Here is a 19,800-nt window from a genome sequence, read left to right on the forward strand (position 1 = left end):
AGAGCATCAGCAAACGCAGCGATCCACAGAATCAAAATCCACTGTTCAAAAGCAAGCAACTCCCCGAATCCAGGCACCTATTTCACATCCAATGGCTATCATCCAGCGTGCCAGAATGAATCCAAAATCCCTCACCCCGGGTGATGTTATGCAGCTCCAGAGTACTATTGGAAATAGGGCTGTTGTCAGGCTGTTATCAGAAATCGGGGCGATTCCTTCCAAAGCTAAACAAGCACCGCCTGTTCAAAGTCAAGAACTTGTCCAACGCCAGGGAATACCTGAGGAAGAAGAACCTCTTCAAGGCAAGTTTGAAAACAAGCCTGAAATCTGCCCTTCGTGTTTCGCAGCTCCTATTATGCAGAGGCAGGAGATACCAGAAGAAGAGGAACCTCTTCAAGGTAAATTTGAAACTGTCCAGCGGCAGGAAATCCCAGAGGAAGAAGAACCACTTCAGACAAAGAAGAACAATACCGGAATGCCAGATAACCTCAAGGCTGGCGTGGAGAACCTGTCTGGAATTGATATGAGTGATGTGAGAGTGCATTATAATTCATCAAAACCTGCTGAGGTAGGGGCGTTGGCATATACACAAGGAACTAATATTCATGTAGCTCAGGGGCAGGAGAGGCATTTGCCGCATGAGGCTTGGCATGTGGTGCAGCAATCACAGGAAAGGGTACGGCCAACTATGCAGTTAAAGGATATTGCAATAAATGATGATGTTGGTTTGGAGCAGGAAGCAGATGAGATGGGAGCGAAGGCGTTTACGATGGGGCAGGATGTGTTCTTTCGGCAGGGAACATATGAGCCGGGGAGTCGGGAGGGGCAGGAGTTGATCGCCCATGAGTTGACTCATGTAGTAAAGCAGAGTGGAGGCTGCAGAAGCCTAATGGCAAGGAAGAACCGACAGATCTCACACACAGAGCTGATACTGCAGGCTGCATTCGAAGAGAAGGGAATTGACTACAGAGCGAAAGCGGAAAAGATTGAGGTGATGAAAGTAGATCCGGGGAATAATTCTACGGGTGAGAAAGATATTATAAAGAAGGGAGATGCCTACGAATTAGTAGATCACCTTCCCGGTACTCCGGAAAAGAATTTGATCAAGGAGTCAATAAAAAACGGAAGAAGGGTACAGATCTTTAAGGAAGATTGCAAGGACGAAAAATGGGATCTGATTCTTATACCCAAAATTGAAAAAATGGCGTTTTCGCTGACAGCTTTGTCGAAGAGGGGGGTAGAAGGAGGACTGCCTAAGGCAGCGACTGAAAGCGCTAAAGTAGAAACTAAAGGAGGATTGAAGCGGCCACCTTTCGAATTACAAGACGTGCCTAAATCGGGCATCATCCATTCTTTCACTGGAGAAAGCAAGCAGAGTACTGGGCAAGTCCGAGTGGAGGAACTGAAAGAGATGGAGAGACGAGGGGCTCTAGTAACATACAAGGAAACTCCCATTGTTTTAGGTAAAGTGGAAAGTAAGCGGATAACCACCTTCTGCGCATATTGTTTGAAATGGATTCCATCGGAGAATCTGGATTCGGATCACATAATAACTTCAACACTACTCGGAAAGCAGCTGTTAAGGCTAAACGAAGAACTCGCAAAATACCCTAAGCTAATAGAGGTATTCAAAAAGGATTTCGAGCAGTCGGGGATCGATATAAAATTATTTTTCTTAGAAAATACTGCCAAAAAGTGGGAGGTGAGCCAGCGAGGTTGGGAACTAATATTCCAAAATCTCAAGAATCTTGTATTCGCCTGTAAGGAATGCAATCAAGTTGTGAGGGGCGATGAAGATACGGTAACATTTCTAAGGAAAATGTTATTTTTCGGTGATGCATTTTTTGACTATATGTCGACAAAAATTCCTTCTTGGAAAGATGACGTTGAGAGAGGTAGGATGCCAGGGCTCACAGATTACATACTAGATTACATACAAACTCAAGATCACACTAAGATAGCACTTGAGGAGTTCAAGAAGCAGTTCTTGTTAGATACGGATGTGCAAAGTCGAATCAGGACTAGCGCAGCCTTAATGCTTCCAGGGAAGAGTAAGGCAGACAAAGAGTTGGGAGAAGGGGGTATGCGTAAGGTGGAAACCGCGTTGGATTTAGCGACAACAGTGATGGAAGAGGCTAAAACGCCGGGCCGCAATGGAGTGGAATGGAGCCGAGGCGATAAGGAGGAATTTCTCGAGAGCATGGCGTTCCAAGTGAGCCGTTTGGGTAGCGGGGAGCCATCATATCCTCAACTGTATGAAGAAAGGGAATTTTTGAGTATGCAGCTTGAAGAGACTCAAAAAGAGGTCCAGAGGCAGAAGAAAGAAATGGAGGAAAAAGGCAAGCTTCTCGATCAGGCACTTGCCGAAAACGAGAGATTACGTGCGGAGCTGGCGAAATTTATGCAGAGTGCCCCGGTGCCTCCAAAGTAGTGCATTCTAGTCTCGTAGGTTGGGTTGAGGAATTGAAAACAAACAAACCAATCCGTTCTGCGACCCTATAGAGTATATTGGGCAACTTCCAATCTTTCAGCGCAGTGACAATCCATGATGGACTCAGTTAAATGAAATTATTCCAAATGATTAGTACAATCTTGATCTTTTCTATTTGATGCTCCCAAAATCAACGCTGCTAATAACCTATCATATTTTAATAATGTTAAAAGTCACAGTTGGTCTATAGCATCGCGTATGCCTTCAGTATGTTATACTTTTCAAGTTTCAGATAAACAGAAGATAGCAACACTTTTTAGATGGGCTCAAAATTGTTTTTCACATTTTGTTGTGGGGGAGTTTATATCCCTTGATAAAGAGAGTGACAATTGATGACAAAATAACTTTTAATTCATCCCATAATCGAAAATAAAGAAGCAAATTTAAATTTTTTGGGGTTGGTCTTTAACAAAGATTAAATTATTAATATGTATTACTTCCAAACTGTATAAAACCTGCAATCTTGTGGAAGATTATAAAATAAGATTATATTATTTTCTTTTTGTTGATCAAAGTTGCTTCAAACACTTCAGGGCATTGAAAATGAGTTCCATAAACTGCGATGGTTTAGCTGAATTTGCAAATAACTAGGGTCATAAACTGGATTCGAACTTGAAAGAAAATAACGTGGTTTCTGTTCTAGCCAGAGAATTTTATAGAAACAGTTCCGAGTATCTCCATGAAGAACTGATACGAATAGGAGCGTTTATCAGGCTTTTCCTTGAGAAAACCAGAGCTGAGGTTGTAAAGATAGATAGAACTTTGGAAACCTGTTCATTTCGGAAGTTGAAGCAAATTCGATTATACAGGATGTATGCTTCAGCTTTGAAAATTATGGATCACAGGGTTTGAAATCTGAAGAAATTGAAGTGTAGGAGAGAACGATCAGCAAGAAAAAAGCTGAGAGCCTGAAGAGAAGAATACATCTGAGATTGCAAGGCTTATCGGAACTTTTTTCCCTGACGCCTTTTGAGAGGGATGTCCTTTTGATAGGGCTTGCCCCGGAACTTGAAGAACGCTTTGTAAAGCTGTACGCCTACCTGAAAAATGACCTGAAAAAAACAATTGTCGATGGGATACTTCTTATTTTTGGTTTTTCGGATATAACGATATGCGGCTTCCCACGAAATCGAAATTCAGGCATGCTTCAAAGCCTCCATCGGGCTCATTTTCGAAGCCCTGTACGCAGGGTAAAGCCCTGAGAGAGCCCCTATCAACAAAGCGAAAATCATGGCAATTATAAGAAGCCTGGGCGTTATCAGGAAAAGCACGATCCTTGTATTTGCAAGCCAGGCATTCATAATATAAACAGCCCCTGTGCCTACAATAATCCCAAGTATTCCGCCGAAAAAGCCCATACAGGAGGCTTCTCCAAGCGTGAGGAGTAAAATATCCCTTGTTTCAGCTCCAATGGCTTTTAGAATCCCGAATTCCCTTGTAGGCAACGGACATGAGCCTTATAGCTTTGTAGTAATCCAGGTTCCGCAGGATATCGGAGATTTTTTGACGGCTTCTCCATTGAGAACTTCTCCGAGCAGGGCAGGATCCCGAGCATCCATAACAAGAGCGTCGAGTTTGCAGCGTTCGATAATTTTTGCGGCTACAGGGTCAACAGGAGATTTGGAGCCCGCTTTCATCTCGATTGCCATAACTATGTTTATGAGTTTCTCAGGAGAGATTTTGTCATACTTTACTGCCGAAGGGTCACAGTTAGGATCTGAAGAATAAACTCCGTCGATCGATGTTGCAATTGCCAGCAGATCTGCCCGCAGGAACTCCGCAAGAATTGCAGCGACAGCGTCCGTGGTCTGGCCAGGAGTAACTCCCCCCATAACGACGATTTTCCCCGAGTTCATCGCTTTTGAGGCTTCCATGTAGTTAGTTGGTATTTCCGGATAGGAATCGGGCCCGAGGGCTGCTGCAAGCAGGCGTGCGTTCAGGCGAGTAATTTCAATGCCTATATAGTCGCAGGTTACTTCATCGGCTCCAACTGCCCTTGCAGTATCGATGTAATTCCTTGCAGCTTCTCCTCCCCCGGCTACTACAAGCAGAGTATGCTTTTTCGAGAGCTTCCGGAGAACATCCGCATATTTTGAAAAACGATCGGGATCAAGATTTTTTGCGAGAATTGAACCGCCTAATGAGAGTACTATGAGCATGATGATCTCTACACATTAACAATTCGGATTTTTAAATGTATCGCTGAACACTTTTTAATTAAGTTACCAAAATCCCTTATGTACTGAAACACTTGGATAAGAGTCAAGAATAAAATGCCATAAAGTATTTATAATAACGTAATATTACAGCATCAATGACTAATCAGTCAATAGTAGAGATAATACATGAAAGAACAGGTCAAAGACAAAAGAACAGCCATTCTGAAATCAGCCCTGAAGCTCTTCACTGAAAGAGGCTTCCACGGTACTTCCACTGCCCAAATTTCGAAAGAAGCAGGTGTAGCCACAGGCACCCTTTTCAATTACTTTCCTACAAAAGAAGATCTTATCAACAGCCTGTATTTTGAGGTAAAAGGAGAGTTAAGCCGCAGTATGGGAAAAGGGATCGAGACTGAAATTACCTTTCAGGACAAGTTGAAAAAACTCTGGTCAAATTTAATCAACTGGGGTGTAAACAATCAGGATGAATTCCTTTTTGTCGGACAGTTCTGTTCTTCTCCTTATATAACAAAATTTACGCGTGAAGAAGTGATGAAAGAGTATGTCTTCCTCCATAATCTCGTGGATGAAGGAATAGTAGCGGGAGAAATTAGAGATTTTTCTGCGGAGCTGATTATTGCAATGTTTTATCAGGGTAGCAGGACGGTAGTGAACCTTATCCTTGATTCGGATCCATCACAGGATGAAAATAAGGTTTTAGAGGATGGATTTCAGATTATCTGGAGAGGTCTGGCTAAAGAATAATTTTTTTTCACTCTACTTATGAGTGATCAGTCAATCAGATATATTTTTATACAATTAAGTATTCTAACGATTGACTAATCAGTCAATATTCCACTTCACGTTATAATGAGTTCGTCTCAAAAATCAAAATTGCCCTCTTTGAAAAGTGATTTTGGGATGGGCTCTTAGATTGAATTCATCAAATGAAGAAAAAGTACAGGACTTATGATTGAGGATTTGATATGAGTTTCAATATGTATATACCTACCAGAACTTTGTTCGGGGCAGGTCAATTAAACAATTTGCATAGAAAAAAAGCTATGATTGTTATTTCAAAAGGAAAATCTGCAAGAGCGAACGGTTATCTCGCAAGAGCAGAAGAACACTTGAAATTAGCAGGAATAGAAACTATTGTGTTTGACAAAGTTGAAGCAAATCCATTGAAATCAACAGTTATGGCAGGCGGTACTTTTGCAAAAGAAAACAGCTGTGATTTTATTGTCGCTTTAGGTGGCGGAAACTGTATAGATGCGGCAAAGGCAATTTCCGTTATGGCTACTAATGATGGAGATTATTGGGATTATGTATTTGGTGGAACGGGAAAAGAGAAGGCAATGGAACATAAACCACTCCCTGTTTTTCTAACGGTGATAGCCATCACAACAACAGCAGGAACTGGTTCCGAAACTGATCCATGGGCCGTTGTAACACATGAAGAAAATCACGAAAAAATCGGACTTGGTAACGACGACACGTTTCCGGTTTTGGCAATTATCGATCCAGAACTTATGATATCTGTGCCGCCGAAATATACTGCTTATCAAGGCTTCGATGCGTTATTTCATAGTGTAGAAGGGTATGTTTCTAACGGTGTCAATCTTATGAGTGACGTGTATGCAATTACAGCTATTGAAAATGTGGGGCGTAACCTGGTAAAAGCAGTTAAAGATGGGAAAAATTTGGATGCACGTGAAAAGGTGGCTTTTGGAAGTAATCCTTCTGGCGTGGTTGGGAGTGTAGGGCGTTGCACAAGTCAACATTCCTTGGAACATGCAATGTCGGCTTATCATCAGGAACTTCCGCACGGTGCAGGTCTGATCATGATCAGCAAAGCGCATTTACACATCTTATTGACAAGCATGTATGCGATGACAGGTTTGTAAGAATGGCAAAAGCAATGGGAATGAAGGATGCGAAAGAGCCGATGGATTTCATCACCATGCTGGTGAAATTGCAGGAAGAATGTGGTGTTGCAGACCTCAAAATGTCCGATTATGGCATTAAGCCGGAAGAATTTGAAACAATGGCTAAAAACGCAAAGGATACGATGGGCGGACTATTCCTTTGCGACAGGACCGAGCTTAGTATTGATGATTGCGTTGCTATTTACAGGGCATCTTACCAATAAAAATTAGAGAATTACAAAAATTTTTGACATTCAAGGAATTAAGCTTCATGAAAAATTTTAAAGGAGAGCAAAATATGGACAAATCAAACTTAAGTGAGAGTGTAATTTTCCCGAAAGGTGAAAAACTTCCGGAACAGTTTAGTAAGTATTTTTCAGGCAACGCATGGCTTAGCATGTTGGTGCCGAAAGATAATGAATTTAATTGTCCGATCGGTAATGTAACATTTGAACCAGGTTGTCGGAATAACTGGCATAAAGCATCCGGGAGGACAGATTCTGTTAGTAACAGGTGGACGTGGTTACTATCAGGAGGAAGGAAAGCCTGCACAGGAGCTTAATCCTGGTGATGTAGTAAAAATCGCTCCACATGTAAAGCACTGGCATGGAGCAACACCTGACAGTTGGTTTGTGCATCTTTCCGTTGAGACAAATATTAACGCAGGTCCGGCAGAATGGTTAGAACCCGTAACTGATGAAGAATATCTCGCTTTGAAAGAGAATGAAAATAATAATTTATGAAAGAGTTGTATTTTCTAAGGGGAAGATAATTATTCAATATAATATTCGACAATGGATAATCAAAGAGAACGTGAGTGGCAAGAAATGACGAATTTAATAGAAAAGAAATATCTGATAGCCTATTTTTCACGTGAGGGGAATAACTATGTTAGTGGCAAGATTGTGAATCTGCCAATAGGTAACACAGAAGTGGTAGCCAAGATGATCCAGGAAATGACAGGAGGCGATCTTTTCCGTATTAACACAGTAAAGTCTTATCCTGAGGATTATACGGAAACCACCAACGTGGCAAAAAAAGAACTGCATAATAATGCCAGACCAGAGCTTTCCAGACATGTAGAAAATATGGATTCTTATAATGTGGTATTACTGGGTTATCCTAACTGGTGGGGAACGATTCCGATGCCAGTGTTTACATTCCTGGAAAAATATGATTTTTCTGGAAAAACTATTGTTCCATTCTGTACGCATGAAGGGAGTGGGTTAGGCCGCAGTGAAAAAGATATAGAAAAACTTTGTCCGAAAGCAACGCTTTTGAAGGGGCTGGCTGTTCATGGTTCTCGTGTAAGTGCAGCGAAAAAAGATGTTGCAGATTGGTTGAATAAAATCAGTATGACCTTATGAACTGTTCGAGTCCACAGGACATCTATGAATCATTTAGCAAGGGGAGATAAAATGGCAAAACGATTAGGGTTTGGATGTATGAGATTACCACTTCTGGACAAAGATGATCAAACATCGTTTGACACAGAAACATTAAACAAACTGGTAGATATGTTTCTGGAAAGAGGGTTCACTTATTTCGATACAGCGTATACATACCATGGATTCATGAGTGAGGAAGCTATTAGAGAGGCTCTGGTAAAAAGGCATAACCGAGATGAATTTACTCTTGCGACGAAACTTCCACCCAGAATGTTAAAATCAGTGGAGGATCAGGATAGGATTTTCAATGAGCAATTGGAAAATTGTGGTGTTGAATTTTTTGATTATTACCTGCTTCACAATATTGGTGTGAGTGCTTATCAGCAGGCATGCAAATACGATACATTCGGTTTTGCTTTGGAGAAAAAGGAAGAAGGCAAAATAAAGAACCTGGGCATTTCTTTTCATGCCACTCCAGAACTGCTGGATGAAATTTTAACTGCACATCCGGAATTGGATTTTGTTCAATTACAGATCAATTACATTGACTGGGAGAATCCAGGCATTCAGTCAAAAAGATGCTATGATGTGGCAAGAAAACATAACAAGTCAATTTTTGTAATGGAACCCTGCAAGGGTGGAAATCTTGCCTTAGTTCCAGAAAAAGCAGAAGAACTGATGAAAGTATATAATCCGGAAGCTTCCGTTGCTTCCTGGGCAATCAGATTTGCTGCCAGTCAGGAAGGCGTCATGATGGTACTTAGTGGTATGAGTACCATGGAACAGGTACTTGATAATACCTCATATATGGCAGACTTCAAACCTCTTAACGAGGAGGAATACAGGATCATCAACCAGGTAATTGATATTATAAATGATAATACTGCGATTCCTTGCACAACGTGCAGATATTGTGTAGAAGGATGTCCTAAGAATATTGCAATACCGAATTACTTTGCATTATATAATAGTGCAAAGCGTGCTGTAACTGATAATATTTCAAGCCAGTTTGTTTACTATCTTAACCTTACTTCAACTCATGGTAGGGCTAGCGATTGCATAGACTGTAAACAATGTGAAAAGGCATGTCCTCAGCATCTGAAGATAACAGAGTATTTAAAAGATGTGTCAGCGGAATTTGATGCCGGGCCGGGATTGCCGATAACAAGATAATGATAAATGAGAATTTAACCGAACAATTTTCGGAACAAACTGACGGTTATGAGAAAGAGTTGTTTTGATAAATTACTATAACTAAAAATATGGAGAGAATTTCAATGAGTAAAAAAGTACTGGTACTGTCCGCTAGCCCGAGGAAAGGTGGAAACTCTGACCTGTTGTGCGACCAGTTTATTCTTGGAGCAAAAGAAGCCGAACACACTGTAGAAAAAATATTTTTGAGAGACAAGGAAATCAATTACTGCACAGGATGTGGAGCCTGTTATAGCATGGGAAAGGGCTGTTCTCAAAAAGATGATATGTCTGAAGTCCTGGAAAAAATGATTGCGGCAGATGTCATTGTAATGGCTACGCCAGTGTATTTCTACACGATGAATGGTCAAATGAAGACTCTAATTGACCGCACCTGTTCCCGTTACACAGAAATCAGCGATAAGGATTTTTATTTTATTGCGACTGCAGCCGACGATAGTAAGCAGGCTATGGAGAGAACATTTGAAGGATTCCGTGGATTTACTTCCTGCCTTGAAGGAGCAAACGAAAAAGGTGTAATTTATGGAACAGGTGCCTGGAATATTGGAGACATCAAAGGAAGCAAAGCTATGGAACAGGCATGTGAAATGGGAAAAACGGTTTGATCGAAGGATAAGACGATGAGCAGAGCAGAATCATGCGAAAATAGATTTGAAGATTATTTGAGAGGTCTAACTAAAAACTAATTTTTTCACTCATTCCGTGAGTGATTAGTCAATCAGTTACAAAAATTAACGGATGATTTATCGTAAAAAATAAACAGTCAATCAAAAAGTAGGGGACAAGTAAAACAATTCAAAAATTTAGGAGAATGAAAAATGTTATACCGAAAAATGCCAAAGAATGGGGACGAACTTTCGATACTTGGATTCGGATGCATGCGCCTTCCCGTAAAAGAAGACGGTAGTATAGATGAAGAAAGAGCCACCAAGCAGGTACGCTATGCGATCGACCAGGGAGTAAATTATGTTGATACGGCCTGGCCCTATCATATGGAACAGAGCGAACCTTTTTTAGGTCATGCTCTTGCTGACGGATATCGAGAGAAGGTTAAACTCGCAACAAAACTTCCTTCGTGGCTTATAGAGAGCAGAGAGGATATGGATAAGTTCCTGAATGCTCAGCTGGAGAAACTCAAAACAGACCACATCGACTATTATCTCATCCATGCTCTCGTTGGTGAACTGTGGGACAATATTGAAAAGCTGGGTGTAACTGATTTCCTTGACAAAGCCAAAGCTGACGGCCGAATAATTAATGCAGGTTTTTCCTTCCACGGCTCGGGAGAAGACTTCAATCGAATAGTGGATGCATATGACTGGGACTTTTGTCAGATCCAGTACAACTTCCTGGACGAAAATAACCAGGCAGGTACCAGGGGATTAGAATATGCAGCTTCAAAAGGCCTTGGAGTAATCATTATGGAGCCCCTCCGTGGGGGGAACCTCACGAATCCCGTGCCTCCTGCTGTAAAAGAGCTATGGGATAAGGCTTCGACAAAGAGAACCGCTGCAGAATGGGCTCTTCGCTGGGTATGGAACCATCCAGAAGTCACAGTTGTCCTCTCCGGGATGAACGAAGAAACACATATTGAAGAGAATCTTACAGCGACAGACAAAGCATACCCAAATTCTCTGACTGAAGCCGAACTGCAGCTAATAAAGAAAGTAGAGCAGAAGTACCGTGAACTAATGAAAGTAGGCTGTACAGGCTGCAGATACTGTATGCCCTGCCCGGCAGGAGTGGATATTCCATTATGTTTCGAAACGTACAACAACCTGTACATGTCCAACAATGCAGGCGATGCAAATTTCATGTATGCTGCAAGGCTGGGTGGTGTTCTAGGCGGAGAAACCGGATTTGCATCCCAGTGCGTACAATGTGGACGGTGCCTTGAGAAATGTCCCCAGCACCTTGAGGTCCCAACAATTCTCGAATCCGTTGTAGAAGAACTTGAAGGATCTGATCTGGAGGAGAGAGTTGCCATGGCAAAGCAGCTGTTCAAGAAGCAAACTTAAAAGTGAAAACAAATATAAGTGCCAAAGAAGCAAAATGAAGATATTGTCTAGGCTGATCTATTGAAAGATTAAACAATATTTCCATTTTTTGCTATTTGTCTTCAAGTTCAGTTAACTATACTCATCCAGCTTTAGAATTTTGAATTTTTACCTCAAATTGCAAAGCAACAACAGATAATTCTGAAAATCAAGCTTGTATAAGTATAGCGCGAAATTCTAAAGAGACTCCAAACGAATAAATTGTTATCTAACAACTTGGTATTTAAACTGTTTATTGCTAAAGCATCTAATTCTTCTAGGCGAAGGTTAATACATGGATCTTACTGACATACTTAGGGCTGTTAAAGAAGGAAAAATGGATCTTGAGAGTGCAGAGCAGCAGGCTCGAGGCCTGGGTTTTGTCTCCTATATGGATATAGCAAAACTTGATTCTCATAGGAAAAGCAGAACAGGAGTGATCGAGGCTATTCTTGCCGATTGCAAAGCTCCTGAAGACGTGGTAGAAATTGCGAGGGTCATGGTTGCAGAGAGTAAAAGAGCCCTAATTACGCGAGTTTCGCCAGAACATCTGGAAGCCTTAAAGCAGGCTTTCGGCCAGGATAAACTTGAGTGGAACAGCAGGGCCCGCACTGTTGTTATCCATGACGGCACGCCTGCCTCCAGAACCGGGGGTGTCGTAGGGATCGTTTCGGCAGGTACGGCCGATATTCCGGCTGCTGAAGAAGCCAGGGTTGTAGCCTCAGAAATGGGCTGTGAGACGGTTACGGTTTATGATGTAGGGGTTGCAGGAATTCACAGGTTGATTCCGGCCCTGCATAAATTGAAAGCCACGAGGCCCGGAGCAATCGTGGTTGCAGCCGGGAGGGAAGGAACGCTTCCCACAATAGTCTCAGGATTGGTTGACGTACCTGTAATCGGGCTTCCGGTTTCGACAGGCTATGGAGCAGGCGGCGGAGGAAAAGCTGCCCTGCTGGCAATGCTCCAGTCCTGTTCTACACTCGCAGTTGTAAATATTGATGCAGGGTTTGTTGCGGGAGCATACGCAGCCAGGATTGCAAATATGATTGCAGCTGCCTACACTCACGGTAAGGAAGACAGGACAGAGCATCAAGGAGAATAACAGAGAAATAAGGAATAAATTGATAAGGAATAAACCGAAACGCAGGAAAGAATCTTATGAAAGCACTTGTATTCAACCCTTTTTCAGGGGCAGCAGGAGATATGATCCTTGGATGCGCTCTCGATCTCGGGGCTGACCGAAAAACGGTTAAAGAACTGATAGAGGCTTCTGTCAACGTATCCGTGGATATAAAAAAAGTTATGAAAAAGGGGATAAAGGCCCTGGATGTCCGAATAAACGTGCCTGAAAAAGAGCCAGTCCGCACATATCCGGAACTCATAGATGTGGTAAAAGCTGCAAAACTGCCCTCCAGTGTGGAAGCGAGTGTACTTGATACCTTTTCGAAGCTGGCTGAGGCCGAAGCTTCAGTTCACGGGCAGCCTGACCTTGAGAAACTTCATTTCCATGAGGTTGGGCAGAGTGATGCGCTTGCCGATATAATCGGCTCTTCAGCAGCTATCCATTCCCTTAACTGTGATTCCGTTTACTGCACCCCTATAAACGTGGGCAGCGGAACAATAAAATCTGCACATGGAGTTCTGCCTGTGCCAGCGCCTGCAACCCTTGAGCTTCTCAGGAAAGGAAAATTCTATTTCATGGGGGGGACTGAGCAAAAGGAACTTCTTACTCCGACAGGGGCTGCAATTCTTGCTCACTTTGCAAGACCTCTTGAAGCTTTTCCTCAGGGCAGGGTAATTTCAATAGGCTATGGAGCCGGGGATTCTGATCTTGCCGGACCCAACGTGCTTCAGGGAATGTTGTGCGAACTTGATTCTTGCCTTATTCCGGATATAATTGAGGTTCTCGAAACGAATGCTGATGACGTGAGCGGAGAAGTCCTGGGTAACCTGTTCGAAGAATTGCTTGCTATGGGAGCAAGGGATGTTGCAATTCTCCCGGCAACAATGAAAAAAGGACGTCCTGCTCATGTTATTAAGGTCATTGCAAAACCAGAAGACACTGCAAAACTCGCTCGGAAAATCATTATCGAGACAGGGTCTTTGGGAGTAAGAGTGATCCCTACCCGGCACAGGTTGATGGCTGCCAGACGGATAGAACCGGTTAAATTTGAGGTAGAAGGGCAGGTATATGAGGCTGCGGTCAAGATTGCAAGAGACTCTGAGGGAATCCTGCTCAATATCTCTGCCGAGTTTGAGGACTGCAAAAAAATCGCAAAAACGAGCGGTATCCCTGTAAAAGAAGTTATGAGAAAGGCAGAGGAAGCTGCAAGAAGGCTTTTTTCCTGAAATTCTCAAGGCATGAGGTAAGTAAAAAAGTAAATAACGATTTACTAGGTTTTAAAATGAGTAAACGAAACTGGAAATAAAGCTGGACTGGAAATAAAGCTGGAAAGCAAAAGCCTTAAACTCTGAAGCTTTCACTTTTCATTTTATTTTGCTTGGAATCCAGCCAGGATTTAAAGTTTACCCATGGAATGCAGGAGTTCCGCATTCAGCACACTTGCCCCGGCTGCTCCGCGGATGGTGTTATGGCCCATTGCGATGTAGCGGATTCCTTCTCTTATACGGCCCACTGAGACGCTCATACCTTTTCCCATATTGCGGTCAAGGCGCGGCTGAGGCCTGTCGATTTCGTCTCTTACTATCAAAGGTTTTGCAGGTTCGGAAGGGAGTTCTTTCAGCCTTGGGTCAAAGTTCAGGAAAGCTTCCCTTACTTCTTCAGGTGTCGGTTTATCCCTCATTCCGGCCCAGATGGCTTCAGTATGCCCATCTATTACAGGGACTCTGTGGCAGGAAGCACTTACTTTCACATCTGCAGGCGTGATTTCGGAGCCATTGAACTCACCAAGGAGTTTTAAAGTTTCAGTCTCCATCTTCTTTTCTTCGCTTCCTATGTACGGGATTATATTGTCATAAATTGCCATTGCGGCAACTCCGGAAAAACCTGCCCCTGAGATCGCTTGCATTGTGGCTACCTGTATAGTTTCGAGTCCAAACTGCATAAGAGGCTTTAAGGTAACGGTCATGACAATTGTGGAGCAATTCGGGTTTGTAATGATATACCCGTCCCAGCCTCTCGCATCCTGCTGGACTTCGAGAAGCCCGAGATGTTCTGGGTTTACTTCAGGAATCACAAGGGGAATATCCTCTTCCATCCTGTAGGACGAGGCATTGCTTGCCACTGCAAACCCGGCTTTTGCAAATTCGGGTTCCACTTTCAGGGCAAGGTCTGCAGGAAGTGCCGAGAATACCACATCCGCATCTACGGCTTTCGGGTCTACCGGGACAACTTTGAGATTTTCAACGCTTTCCGGCATAGCTGTGTCTAATCTCCAGCCTGCGGCTTCTTTGTATGTTTTGCCGGCGCTTCTCTCGGATGCTGCAAGGGCTGTAATCTCAAACCAGGGATGGTTTGCAAGTGCTTCTACAAATCTCTGCCCGACAGCGCCTGTAGCGCCTAAAATACCCGCTTTAATTGCTACCATTTAAAAAGCTACCTCCGGAAAGATAAGAGTTATTGATAAAAGTGATTCATAAAACTGATGCATAAAACTAAATCATAAAAAGGAAAAAGAAAATTGGAATAAACAGATTATTCCAACTAATTACCGTTTTACTCTTCTACTTTAATTGCCTGGTTCGGGCATGCCTCTTCGCATGCACTGCACTCTACGCATTCATCGTTGTCGACTACTGCGAGTCCCTTCTCTTCATCAAGAGTAATTGCATCATTGGGGCATTCATCGACACAGGTTCCACATCCGGAACATTCATCTGCATTAACTGTTGCTGGCATATTTATTCACACTCCTTTTTGATTTTTCGATATATACCTGGAAATTAAATGGGTCGTTTTTGAAACTTCCATTGGATATCGAAAAATTTGGTCATAACGCCATTGACAAGACAACCATAAAAACTTATCGCTTTTTAGCAAAAGGAAGCCTTCTAAAATCAGGATGGAGTTAACCATCAGTCAACTAAAAAATATCATTGAAAATTATAAAGAAAGGGATAAATTAAAAAAAGTTTATCAACACACCGAATCGTGCATAGCAATTCCGGCATCAGTCAGGCGATACATTCCTTCTTCAATCTTCAGGAAACCTTCCTTTAGCAGGAAATCCATGTGGAACTTAAAAAAGAAATCATTTAATCCGGATTCTTCTTTTAATTGTTTTTCAGTCTTTCCAAAGATTCCAACAATCCGGAGGAGCTTTCTTCTTGCAGGATTTATGGAAATCTTTTCCATCATCATATGTTCCAGTTTGACAGCTTCGCCTTCGGTAGGCTCGCTTTTGTTGTCAAAATAAGCATCAAGTTCATCAATTTCATCGTTCATATCAAAACTCCTTATCTTTTTTCATTTGTTAAACTCAATCCTTTTTTAATAAGTTCCGAAAAGGATAAGTGTGATTGTAACTCTCTCAGTTAATTGCAGGTTTCTACCATAGCTTTAAGTTAGGTCTAAGTTTTAGCTTTAAATGAGTTTTACACTATTTTCATTCATCTTTCCTGTATATATTAATCCTGCATATTTGCTCAATTTCGTGTTCACTATGACTCTCACCATGACTATCAGTCTCATGCTCGTGAACTTCTTTTTCAAAATAAATCCCTGATTTTTCCAGGTTTTCCTCAAGAGTACTCTCAACAATCCCTATGAGTTTGTTTTTGGGGATCTTTGTAATTGCGGAAAGTAGCCTGAGTTCTGTGTTCTCACTTTCCCGATCCTGGAGAAGCTCTACCTGAGGTATTTCTTTAGAAGAGGTTACACTGCCCTTAACCACAGATTCCGGAAGTTTTATGGAAAGTTTTACATGCCCTACAAATTCAGGATTAATTTCCCTAATCTTCTCCTGAATGGTCTGGAGGTTTTCTTCTACGAAACGTACACTTTCCTCAGGACTGAAGTCCCACAATCCAAGGGTATAAAGAGCTGAGTAAGCCGAAACTTCAGAAAGCTCAATGGAATTTTTCATTTCCTGGAAAGGTTTTTTAAACCCCGGCACGGCGAGATGGAAAAGCAGCTTTTCGAATTGCTCATCTTGATGTTTTGCGGAAAATTTCAGAATCCGGGCTTCAGGGTTCATCACATGGAGCATCTTCTCAGCAGCCAGGACAGTTTCAACAGACGTTACATCGATCTTGTTTATGCAGAGAACTTCAGCGTCTTTTATCTGCGTCTCTATAAATCTCGGGATCTCTTTTGCCTCGGTCCCGAACCGACCAGGATCTATAAGGGTTACTATCGGGGCAAAGGAGAGCTCAGAGAGTCCCATTGTTTCGATTTCTTCTTTTATTTGCCCAGGGAAGGCGATTCCTGTCGGTTCGATAATAACAATGTCAGGCACAAACTCTTCCTCAAGGGTCTGAAGGGTATACTGCATGCTTATCCTGAGTGTACAGCAGATGCAGCCGCTTGTAAGCTCTTCAGTTACAATGCCAGGGCTTGTAAGAATATCCCCGTCAAGCCCGATTTCCCCTATTTCGTTTACAATAATTGCAGTCTTTTTCCCTGCATTACTGAGCTGCTTGCTGATTCTCAGTATAGTGGTTGTTTTCCCGCTTCCGAGAAAACCTCCTATGATCATAACTTTCATGTCTCTCTCCTTTTTTCGACAATAAAATTGTTTTTTAGGTGGTCAAGGGGTATAATCTATTTTATGATATATATAAAATTGGCAGTAAGCCCCTAGTCAATAGAGTCGCGGCGTAATGCAAACCTTTTGGGAAAAGGTTTGATCGAAAATCCCTAGCAACGTTTGAGTTTGAGAACCTTATCCCAAACCCTATCGGCGTGATCACAACCCTTTTGAAAAAAGGCTTGACCGAAAATGTTGCAATGAAAAACCTACCCCGAGCGATGGCGTGATCAACCAGCGCAACGGTTGCGGCTCAAGAGTTGCGGTTCAACAGGGCCAATTTATAAATTGAGAAACGGTTTTTCAATTACTGATGAGGACGAATTTAGAAAGTTTCAGTTTCTCTCCCGGCGGCTGTACCTCTACAATATGCAACCTGAATCAGAAAGAATTCCAGACTAAATTTAAGTAAAAGATGGATCTAGGTTAGGCTCTTTTTCATGGCAAGAGCGGTCGGTCGGATATGTGAGGTGATTCGAAAGAAGACCAGTAATATGATTTTAATATTGAAAAATAGGTTGCGTTCTCATCAAAGAACCTGGAAGTTCCGAAAGGTTTTAAGAGATTTTGTATATGTGGGAAGAGATACTGAGGTACTGGACTCACGGGTTGCGAGTTTTAATTGATTCTCTTTCCGTTTTATCCCTTACTTGTGGAGTAGATATTAATGAATGGGGTGTTAAAGGGATGAGAACGCAATTCTTACTATGCTCTTACAGTATATAATATTTTTAACACAGAATGTTATTTAATTATCCAGATATTAACATATCATTATAATTCTAGTTCATTGTTATAAGCTTATATGATTGTTATAACACTATCTTATGCCTGTATAAGTGGGGGGCTTCGCACCTTATTTTATTCTGTTAAACTTGAGGTATAATTGAGGTATAATTGAGGTATAATTGATATCTATGTGATAGAATATTTTCCAGGCTATATGTGAAAAACCAGTTCTAAAGAAAAATGAAATTATCTGTTGAACCTGAATTTTTCAGGTTTAAGGGGATAAATTTAGGGTAAGGGCTAGGGTAAGATCCTGAAAATTTTCTTCTGGTTTTGAATCGGCTGGAAACAACTTAATTTATATCAACAGAATAATTTATATATTTCTTAGTAAAGATGAGAGAAAATAAAGGAGCTGCAGAACTAGATTTATTTCAAAATCACTTAGTGATTGATTTCTTGTAATCATTTTGTAGTCACTCTTAGGAGCATTTACATGCAAAGCAATCTAATTTCGCCGGAAATGAAAGCTTTCCTTATTTCCATAGGTTCGGTTTCCGTAGATTCCTCCCTTATCCCACGGGCTCGGGGTTCGACTGCAGGTCCGGGGGCAGGTACGAGTTCCGTTTTTTTCAGGTCGGGAGAAAAACGGGTAAGGCTCAGCATAAATAAAGACTCTCCGCTTTCGATTCTGAAAGTTGAAGGCGAAGGAAATGTTGGGGTTTTTTATCAAGGAAAAGAGCTTGTGCGGGGAAAACTTGAGCATGCCCCTGCACACTGCCCTGATCAGGCTTTTATAACCCTTTGTGAAAAATGCGTGTTTGACTGCAAATACTGTCCTGTGCCCAAATTGCAGGGGCATGTTAAGAGTGAAGAAGAAGTCCTGAGTATAGTTGATGAGGTTTTGCGGGCAGGAAATCTGAAAGCTATTTCCCTTACTTCGGGCGTTGAAACCTCAATAGAAGGAGAGGTTGAGCGTGTGCTCAAACTGCTTCCTGCTCTCAAAAAGTACAATGTCCCCATTGGAGTCTCGGTGTACCCTACTGAAGGGTGTTCCAGAAAATTCTATGAAGCAGGAGCTTCTGAAGTCAAGTACAATGTTGAAACTATGGATCGGGATATCTTTAAAAATGTTTGTGGGGATCTTTCTCTTGATTATATCCTGGATAGACTCAGGGAAGCTGTGGAAGTTTTCGGGAAAAACCGGGTTTTCAGTAATTTTATAATAGGGCTTGGGGAAAGTGACGATTCTGTAAGAAATGGAATCGAGACCCTTGCACAAATGGGAGTAATTCCTGTCCTGCGGCCGGTAAACCCGCATCCTCTGAGGGCCGGAGATTGCTTTACGGAACGTCCGTCTCCTGAGCGTCTTTTAAAGCTTGCAAAGCTTGAAGCCGAAATTCTCAAGAAATACAGGCTCGATCCAGAGCTTGCAAAAACGATGTGCCTGAAATGTACAGGCTGTGACCTTGTTCCCTTTGTTGATTTTTAATTTCTACTACTTTTTTATTTTTCCTTTAAAAGTTTGATTTTTTTTTCAAAGAGTCCGTCTTATATAGGACTCATGCATTTGAGTCAAAAAATCAAGTACAATAGACGTTTTTGCTAAATCTGTATTTTAGGCAATAAAAGGTTTAATGTATTGATTCCCATTTCAGCCACATAAGTCCTGCTTTTAATTCTTCTAAGAGAGACCCCATTATTTCTACTGGAAACTTCCATGGGTTAATTTTTTATTACTATTGATTATTTCATTTTTTTTCTTTTTATTTCATTTCTATATACTTTTTCAATTTGCCCTATGAGTTTTAGTTTTTATGTGAAAACGATCCTGTTTTCTTTTCTGATTTGATTTTTAAAAGTTCTGGAGCACTTTTCTATCCAACTCTATCTCTTATAACTCATTTACAATTCGCTTACTGTGTTCAAATATTTGTTTTCTTTCTCGCATTCATTCTCATATTTTTATTTTCGTTCTTGGAAATTTCAGTACTCCATTATTTCCACTGGAATCTATGGGTTAACAGCCGGTTTTTCCTGGAGTATATACATACACCTGAGTTAAATTCAGGCTTTTTCAAGCAAACGCAAAAATGTCTCAAAAAGTGTTATGCCGTGTAAAAAATACTTTTTCTTATTCTACATTTTT

20 protein-coding genes are annotated in these 19,800 nt (G+C 41.6%); 14 read left to right on the plus strand and 6 right to left on the minus strand.

Annotation, left to right across the window (positions count from 1 at the left end; genetic code table 11):
- Nucleotides 1-91: 91 nt before the first annotated feature.
- The 3 genes from BP621_RS14390 (at nucleotide 92) to BP621_RS14400 (ending at nucleotide 3,693) form a co-directional block, all read left to right on the plus strand.
- Nucleotides 92-2,431, plus strand: a complete 2,340-nt coding sequence (locus tag BP621_RS14390; RefSeq protein ID WP_292391189.1) for a DUF4157 domain-containing protein — start codon at nucleotides 92-94, stop codon at nucleotides 2,429-2,431.
- A 672-nt stretch (nucleotides 2,432-3,103) separates the two neighbouring features.
- The gene (locus tag BP621_RS14395; RefSeq protein WP_292391191.1) at nucleotides 3,104-3,343 is read left to right on the plus strand and encodes a hypothetical protein; all 240 of its coding nucleotides are present in this window, start codon (nucleotides 3,104-3,106) and stop codon (nucleotides 3,341-3,343) included.
- A gap of 32 nt (nucleotides 3,344-3,375) precedes the next feature.
- Complete coding sequence (locus BP621_RS14400; RefSeq protein WP_394339314.1) at nucleotides 3,376-3,693, plus strand: hypothetical protein; 318 nt, start codon at nucleotides 3,376-3,378, stop codon at nucleotides 3,691-3,693.
- Here BP621_RS14400 and BP621_RS14405 read toward each other — a convergent pair.
- Nucleotides 3,628-3,936, minus strand: a complete 309-nt coding sequence (locus BP621_RS14405) for an ABC transporter permease (RefSeq protein ID WP_292391193.1) — start codon at nucleotides 3,934-3,936, stop codon at nucleotides 3,628-3,630. The genes BP621_RS14400 and BP621_RS14405 overlap by 66 nt on opposite strands.
- Before the next feature lie 12 nt (nucleotides 3,937-3,948).
- On the minus strand, nucleotides 3,949-4,650 hold the full coding sequence (gene pyrH / locus BP621_RS14410; RefSeq protein WP_292391195.1) for a UMP kinase: 702 nt from the start codon (nucleotides 4,648-4,650) through the stop codon (nucleotides 3,949-3,951).
- Between the two features lie 186 nt (nucleotides 4,651-4,836).
- On the opposite strand from pyrH, the gene BP621_RS14415 reads away from it, so the two are divergent.
- The 10 genes from BP621_RS14415 to larC all read left to right on the plus strand — a co-directional run bounded on the left by BP621_RS14415 (nucleotide 4,837) and on the right by larC (nucleotide 13,563).
- Entirely contained in the window at nucleotides 4,837-5,415 is a 579-nt protein-coding gene (locus BP621_RS14415; protein ID WP_292391197.1) for a TetR/AcrR family transcriptional regulator, read from the plus strand.
- Between the two features lie 221 nt (nucleotides 5,416-5,636).
- The gene (locus BP621_RS14420) at nucleotides 5,637-6,557 is read left to right on the plus strand and encodes an iron-containing alcohol dehydrogenase (protein WP_292391199.1); all 921 of its coding nucleotides are present in this window, start codon (nucleotides 5,637-5,639) and stop codon (nucleotides 6,555-6,557) included.
- A gap of 2 nt (nucleotides 6,558-6,559) precedes the next feature.
- Nucleotides 6,560-6,802: a hypothetical protein gene (locus BP621_RS14425; RefSeq protein WP_292391201.1), complete on the plus strand. Its 243-nt coding sequence runs from the start codon at nucleotides 6,560-6,562 to the stop codon at nucleotides 6,800-6,802.
- A gap of 225 nt (nucleotides 6,803-7,027) precedes the next feature.
- Nucleotides 7,028-7,321, plus strand: coding sequence for a cupin domain-containing protein (locus tag BP621_RS14430; RefSeq protein ID WP_292391203.1), 294 nt, complete (start codon nucleotides 7,028-7,030; stop codon nucleotides 7,319-7,321).
- Nucleotides 7,322-7,372: 51 nt separating this feature from the next.
- Nucleotides 7,373-7,945 (plus strand): flavodoxin, encoded by a 573-nt coding sequence (locus BP621_RS14435; protein ID WP_292391205.1) that lies wholly within the window; start codon nucleotides 7,373-7,375, stop codon nucleotides 7,943-7,945.
- 51 nt (nucleotides 7,946-7,996) lie between these two features.
- Nucleotides 7,997-9,139 (plus strand): aldo/keto reductase, encoded by a 1,143-nt coding sequence (locus BP621_RS14440; protein ID WP_292391207.1) that lies wholly within the window; start codon nucleotides 7,997-7,999, stop codon nucleotides 9,137-9,139.
- 104 nt (nucleotides 9,140-9,243) lie between these two features.
- Nucleotides 9,244-9,783 (plus strand): flavodoxin family protein, encoded by a 540-nt coding sequence (locus tag BP621_RS14445; protein WP_292391209.1) that lies wholly within the window; start codon nucleotides 9,244-9,246, stop codon nucleotides 9,781-9,783.
- Nucleotides 9,784-9,996: 213 nt separating this feature from the next.
- On the plus strand, nucleotides 9,997-11,196 hold the full coding sequence (locus tag BP621_RS14450; RefSeq protein ID WP_292391211.1) for an aldo/keto reductase: 1,200 nt from the start codon (nucleotides 9,997-9,999) through the stop codon (nucleotides 11,194-11,196).
- A gap of 313 nt (nucleotides 11,197-11,509) precedes the next feature.
- A complete protein-coding gene (larB, locus tag BP621_RS14455) occupies nucleotides 11,510-12,316 on the plus strand; it encodes a nickel pincer cofactor biosynthesis protein LarB (protein WP_292391214.1) in 807 nt (268 codons plus the stop codon).
- A 56-nt stretch (nucleotides 12,317-12,372) separates the two neighbouring features.
- Complete coding sequence (gene larC, locus BP621_RS14460) at nucleotides 12,373-13,563, plus strand: nickel pincer cofactor biosynthesis protein LarC (protein WP_292391216.1); 1,191 nt, start codon at nucleotides 12,373-12,375, stop codon at nucleotides 13,561-13,563.
- A 170-nt stretch (nucleotides 13,564-13,733) separates the two neighbouring features.
- Here the strand turns inward: larC and asd are convergent, their stop codons facing one another.
- The 4 genes from asd to BP621_RS14480 form a co-directional block, all read right to left on the minus strand.
- Nucleotides 13,734-14,762 (minus strand): aspartate-semialdehyde dehydrogenase, encoded by a 1,029-nt coding sequence (asd, locus tag BP621_RS14465; protein WP_292391218.1) that lies wholly within the window; start codon nucleotides 14,760-14,762, stop codon nucleotides 13,734-13,736.
- 128 nt (nucleotides 14,763-14,890) lie between these two features.
- Complete coding sequence (locus BP621_RS14470; RefSeq protein ID WP_292391220.1) at nucleotides 14,891-15,073, minus strand: indolepyruvate ferredoxin oxidoreductase subunit alpha; 183 nt, start codon at nucleotides 15,071-15,073, stop codon at nucleotides 14,891-14,893.
- 237 nt (nucleotides 15,074-15,310) lie between these two features.
- A complete protein-coding gene (locus BP621_RS14475) occupies nucleotides 15,311-15,619 on the minus strand; it encodes a hypothetical protein (protein WP_292391222.1) in 309 nt (102 codons plus the stop codon).
- Between the two features lie 160 nt (nucleotides 15,620-15,779).
- On the minus strand, nucleotides 15,780-16,880 hold the full coding sequence (locus BP621_RS14480; RefSeq protein WP_292391224.1) for a CobW family GTP-binding protein: 1,101 nt from the start codon (nucleotides 16,878-16,880) through the stop codon (nucleotides 15,780-15,782).
- A 1,267-nt stretch (nucleotides 16,881-18,147) separates the two neighbouring features.
- On the opposite strand from BP621_RS14480, the gene BP621_RS14485 reads away from it, so the two are divergent.
- Nucleotides 18,148-19,143 (plus strand): radical SAM protein, encoded by a 996-nt coding sequence (locus tag BP621_RS14485; RefSeq protein ID WP_292391226.1) that lies wholly within the window; start codon nucleotides 18,148-18,150, stop codon nucleotides 19,141-19,143.
- The last annotated feature ends 657 nt before the right edge of the window (nucleotides 19,144-19,800 follow it).

It is taken from the genome of Methanosarcina sp. UBA5, from assembly GCF_002505485.1.
Classification (GTDB): domain Archaea; phylum Halobacteriota; class Methanosarcinia; order Methanosarcinales; family Methanosarcinaceae; genus Methanosarcina.

Coding starts and splice junctions, on each gene's coding strand:
- BP621_RS14390 (WP_292391189.1), top strand. CDS start 92: ATGGCTATCATCCAGCGTGCCAGAATGAATCCAAAATCCCTCACCCCG.
- pyrH (WP_292391195.1), bottom strand. CDS start 4,650: ATGCTCATAGTACTCTCATTAGGCGGTTCAATTCTCGCAAAAAATCTT.
- BP621_RS14415 (WP_292391197.1), top strand. CDS start 4,837: ATGAAAGAACAGGTCAAAGACAAAAGAACAGCCATTCTGAAATCAGCC.
- BP621_RS14420 (WP_292391199.1), top strand. CDS start 5,637: ATGAGTTTCAATATGTATATACCTACCAGAACTTTGTTCGGGGCAGGT.
- BP621_RS14425 (WP_292391201.1), top strand. CDS start 6,560: ATGGCAAAAGCAATGGGAATGAAGGATGCGAAAGAGCCGATGGATTTC.
- BP621_RS14435 (WP_292391205.1), top strand. CDS start 7,373: ATGGATAATCAAAGAGAACGTGAGTGGCAAGAAATGACGAATTTAATA.
- BP621_RS14440 (WP_292391207.1), top strand. CDS start 7,997: ATGGCAAAACGATTAGGGTTTGGATGTATGAGATTACCACTTCTGGAC.
- BP621_RS14445 (WP_292391209.1), top strand. CDS start 9,244: ATGAGTAAAAAAGTACTGGTACTGTCCGCTAGCCCGAGGAAAGGTGGA.
- BP621_RS14450 (WP_292391211.1), top strand. CDS start 9,997: ATGTTATACCGAAAAATGCCAAAGAATGGGGACGAACTTTCGATACTT.
- larB (WP_292391214.1), top strand. CDS start 11,510: ATGGATCTTACTGACATACTTAGGGCTGTTAAAGAAGGAAAAATGGAT.
- larC (WP_292391216.1), top strand. CDS start 12,373: ATGAAAGCACTTGTATTCAACCCTTTTTCAGGGGCAGCAGGAGATATG.
- asd (WP_292391218.1), bottom strand. CDS start 14,762: ATGGTAGCAATTAAAGCGGGTATTTTAGGCGCTACAGGCGCTGTCGGG.
- BP621_RS14470 (WP_292391220.1), bottom strand. CDS start 15,073: ATGCCAGCAACAGTTAATGCAGATGAATGTTCCGGATGTGGAACCTGT.
- BP621_RS14475 (WP_292391222.1), bottom strand. CDS start 15,619: ATGAACGATGAAATTGATGAACTTGATGCTTATTTTGACAACAAAAGC.
- BP621_RS14480 (WP_292391224.1), bottom strand. CDS start 16,880: ATGAAAGTTATGATCATAGGAGGTTTTCTCGGAAGCGGGAAAACAACC.
- BP621_RS14485 (WP_292391226.1), top strand. CDS start 18,148: ATGCAAAGCAATCTAATTTCGCCGGAAATGAAAGCTTTCCTTATTTCC.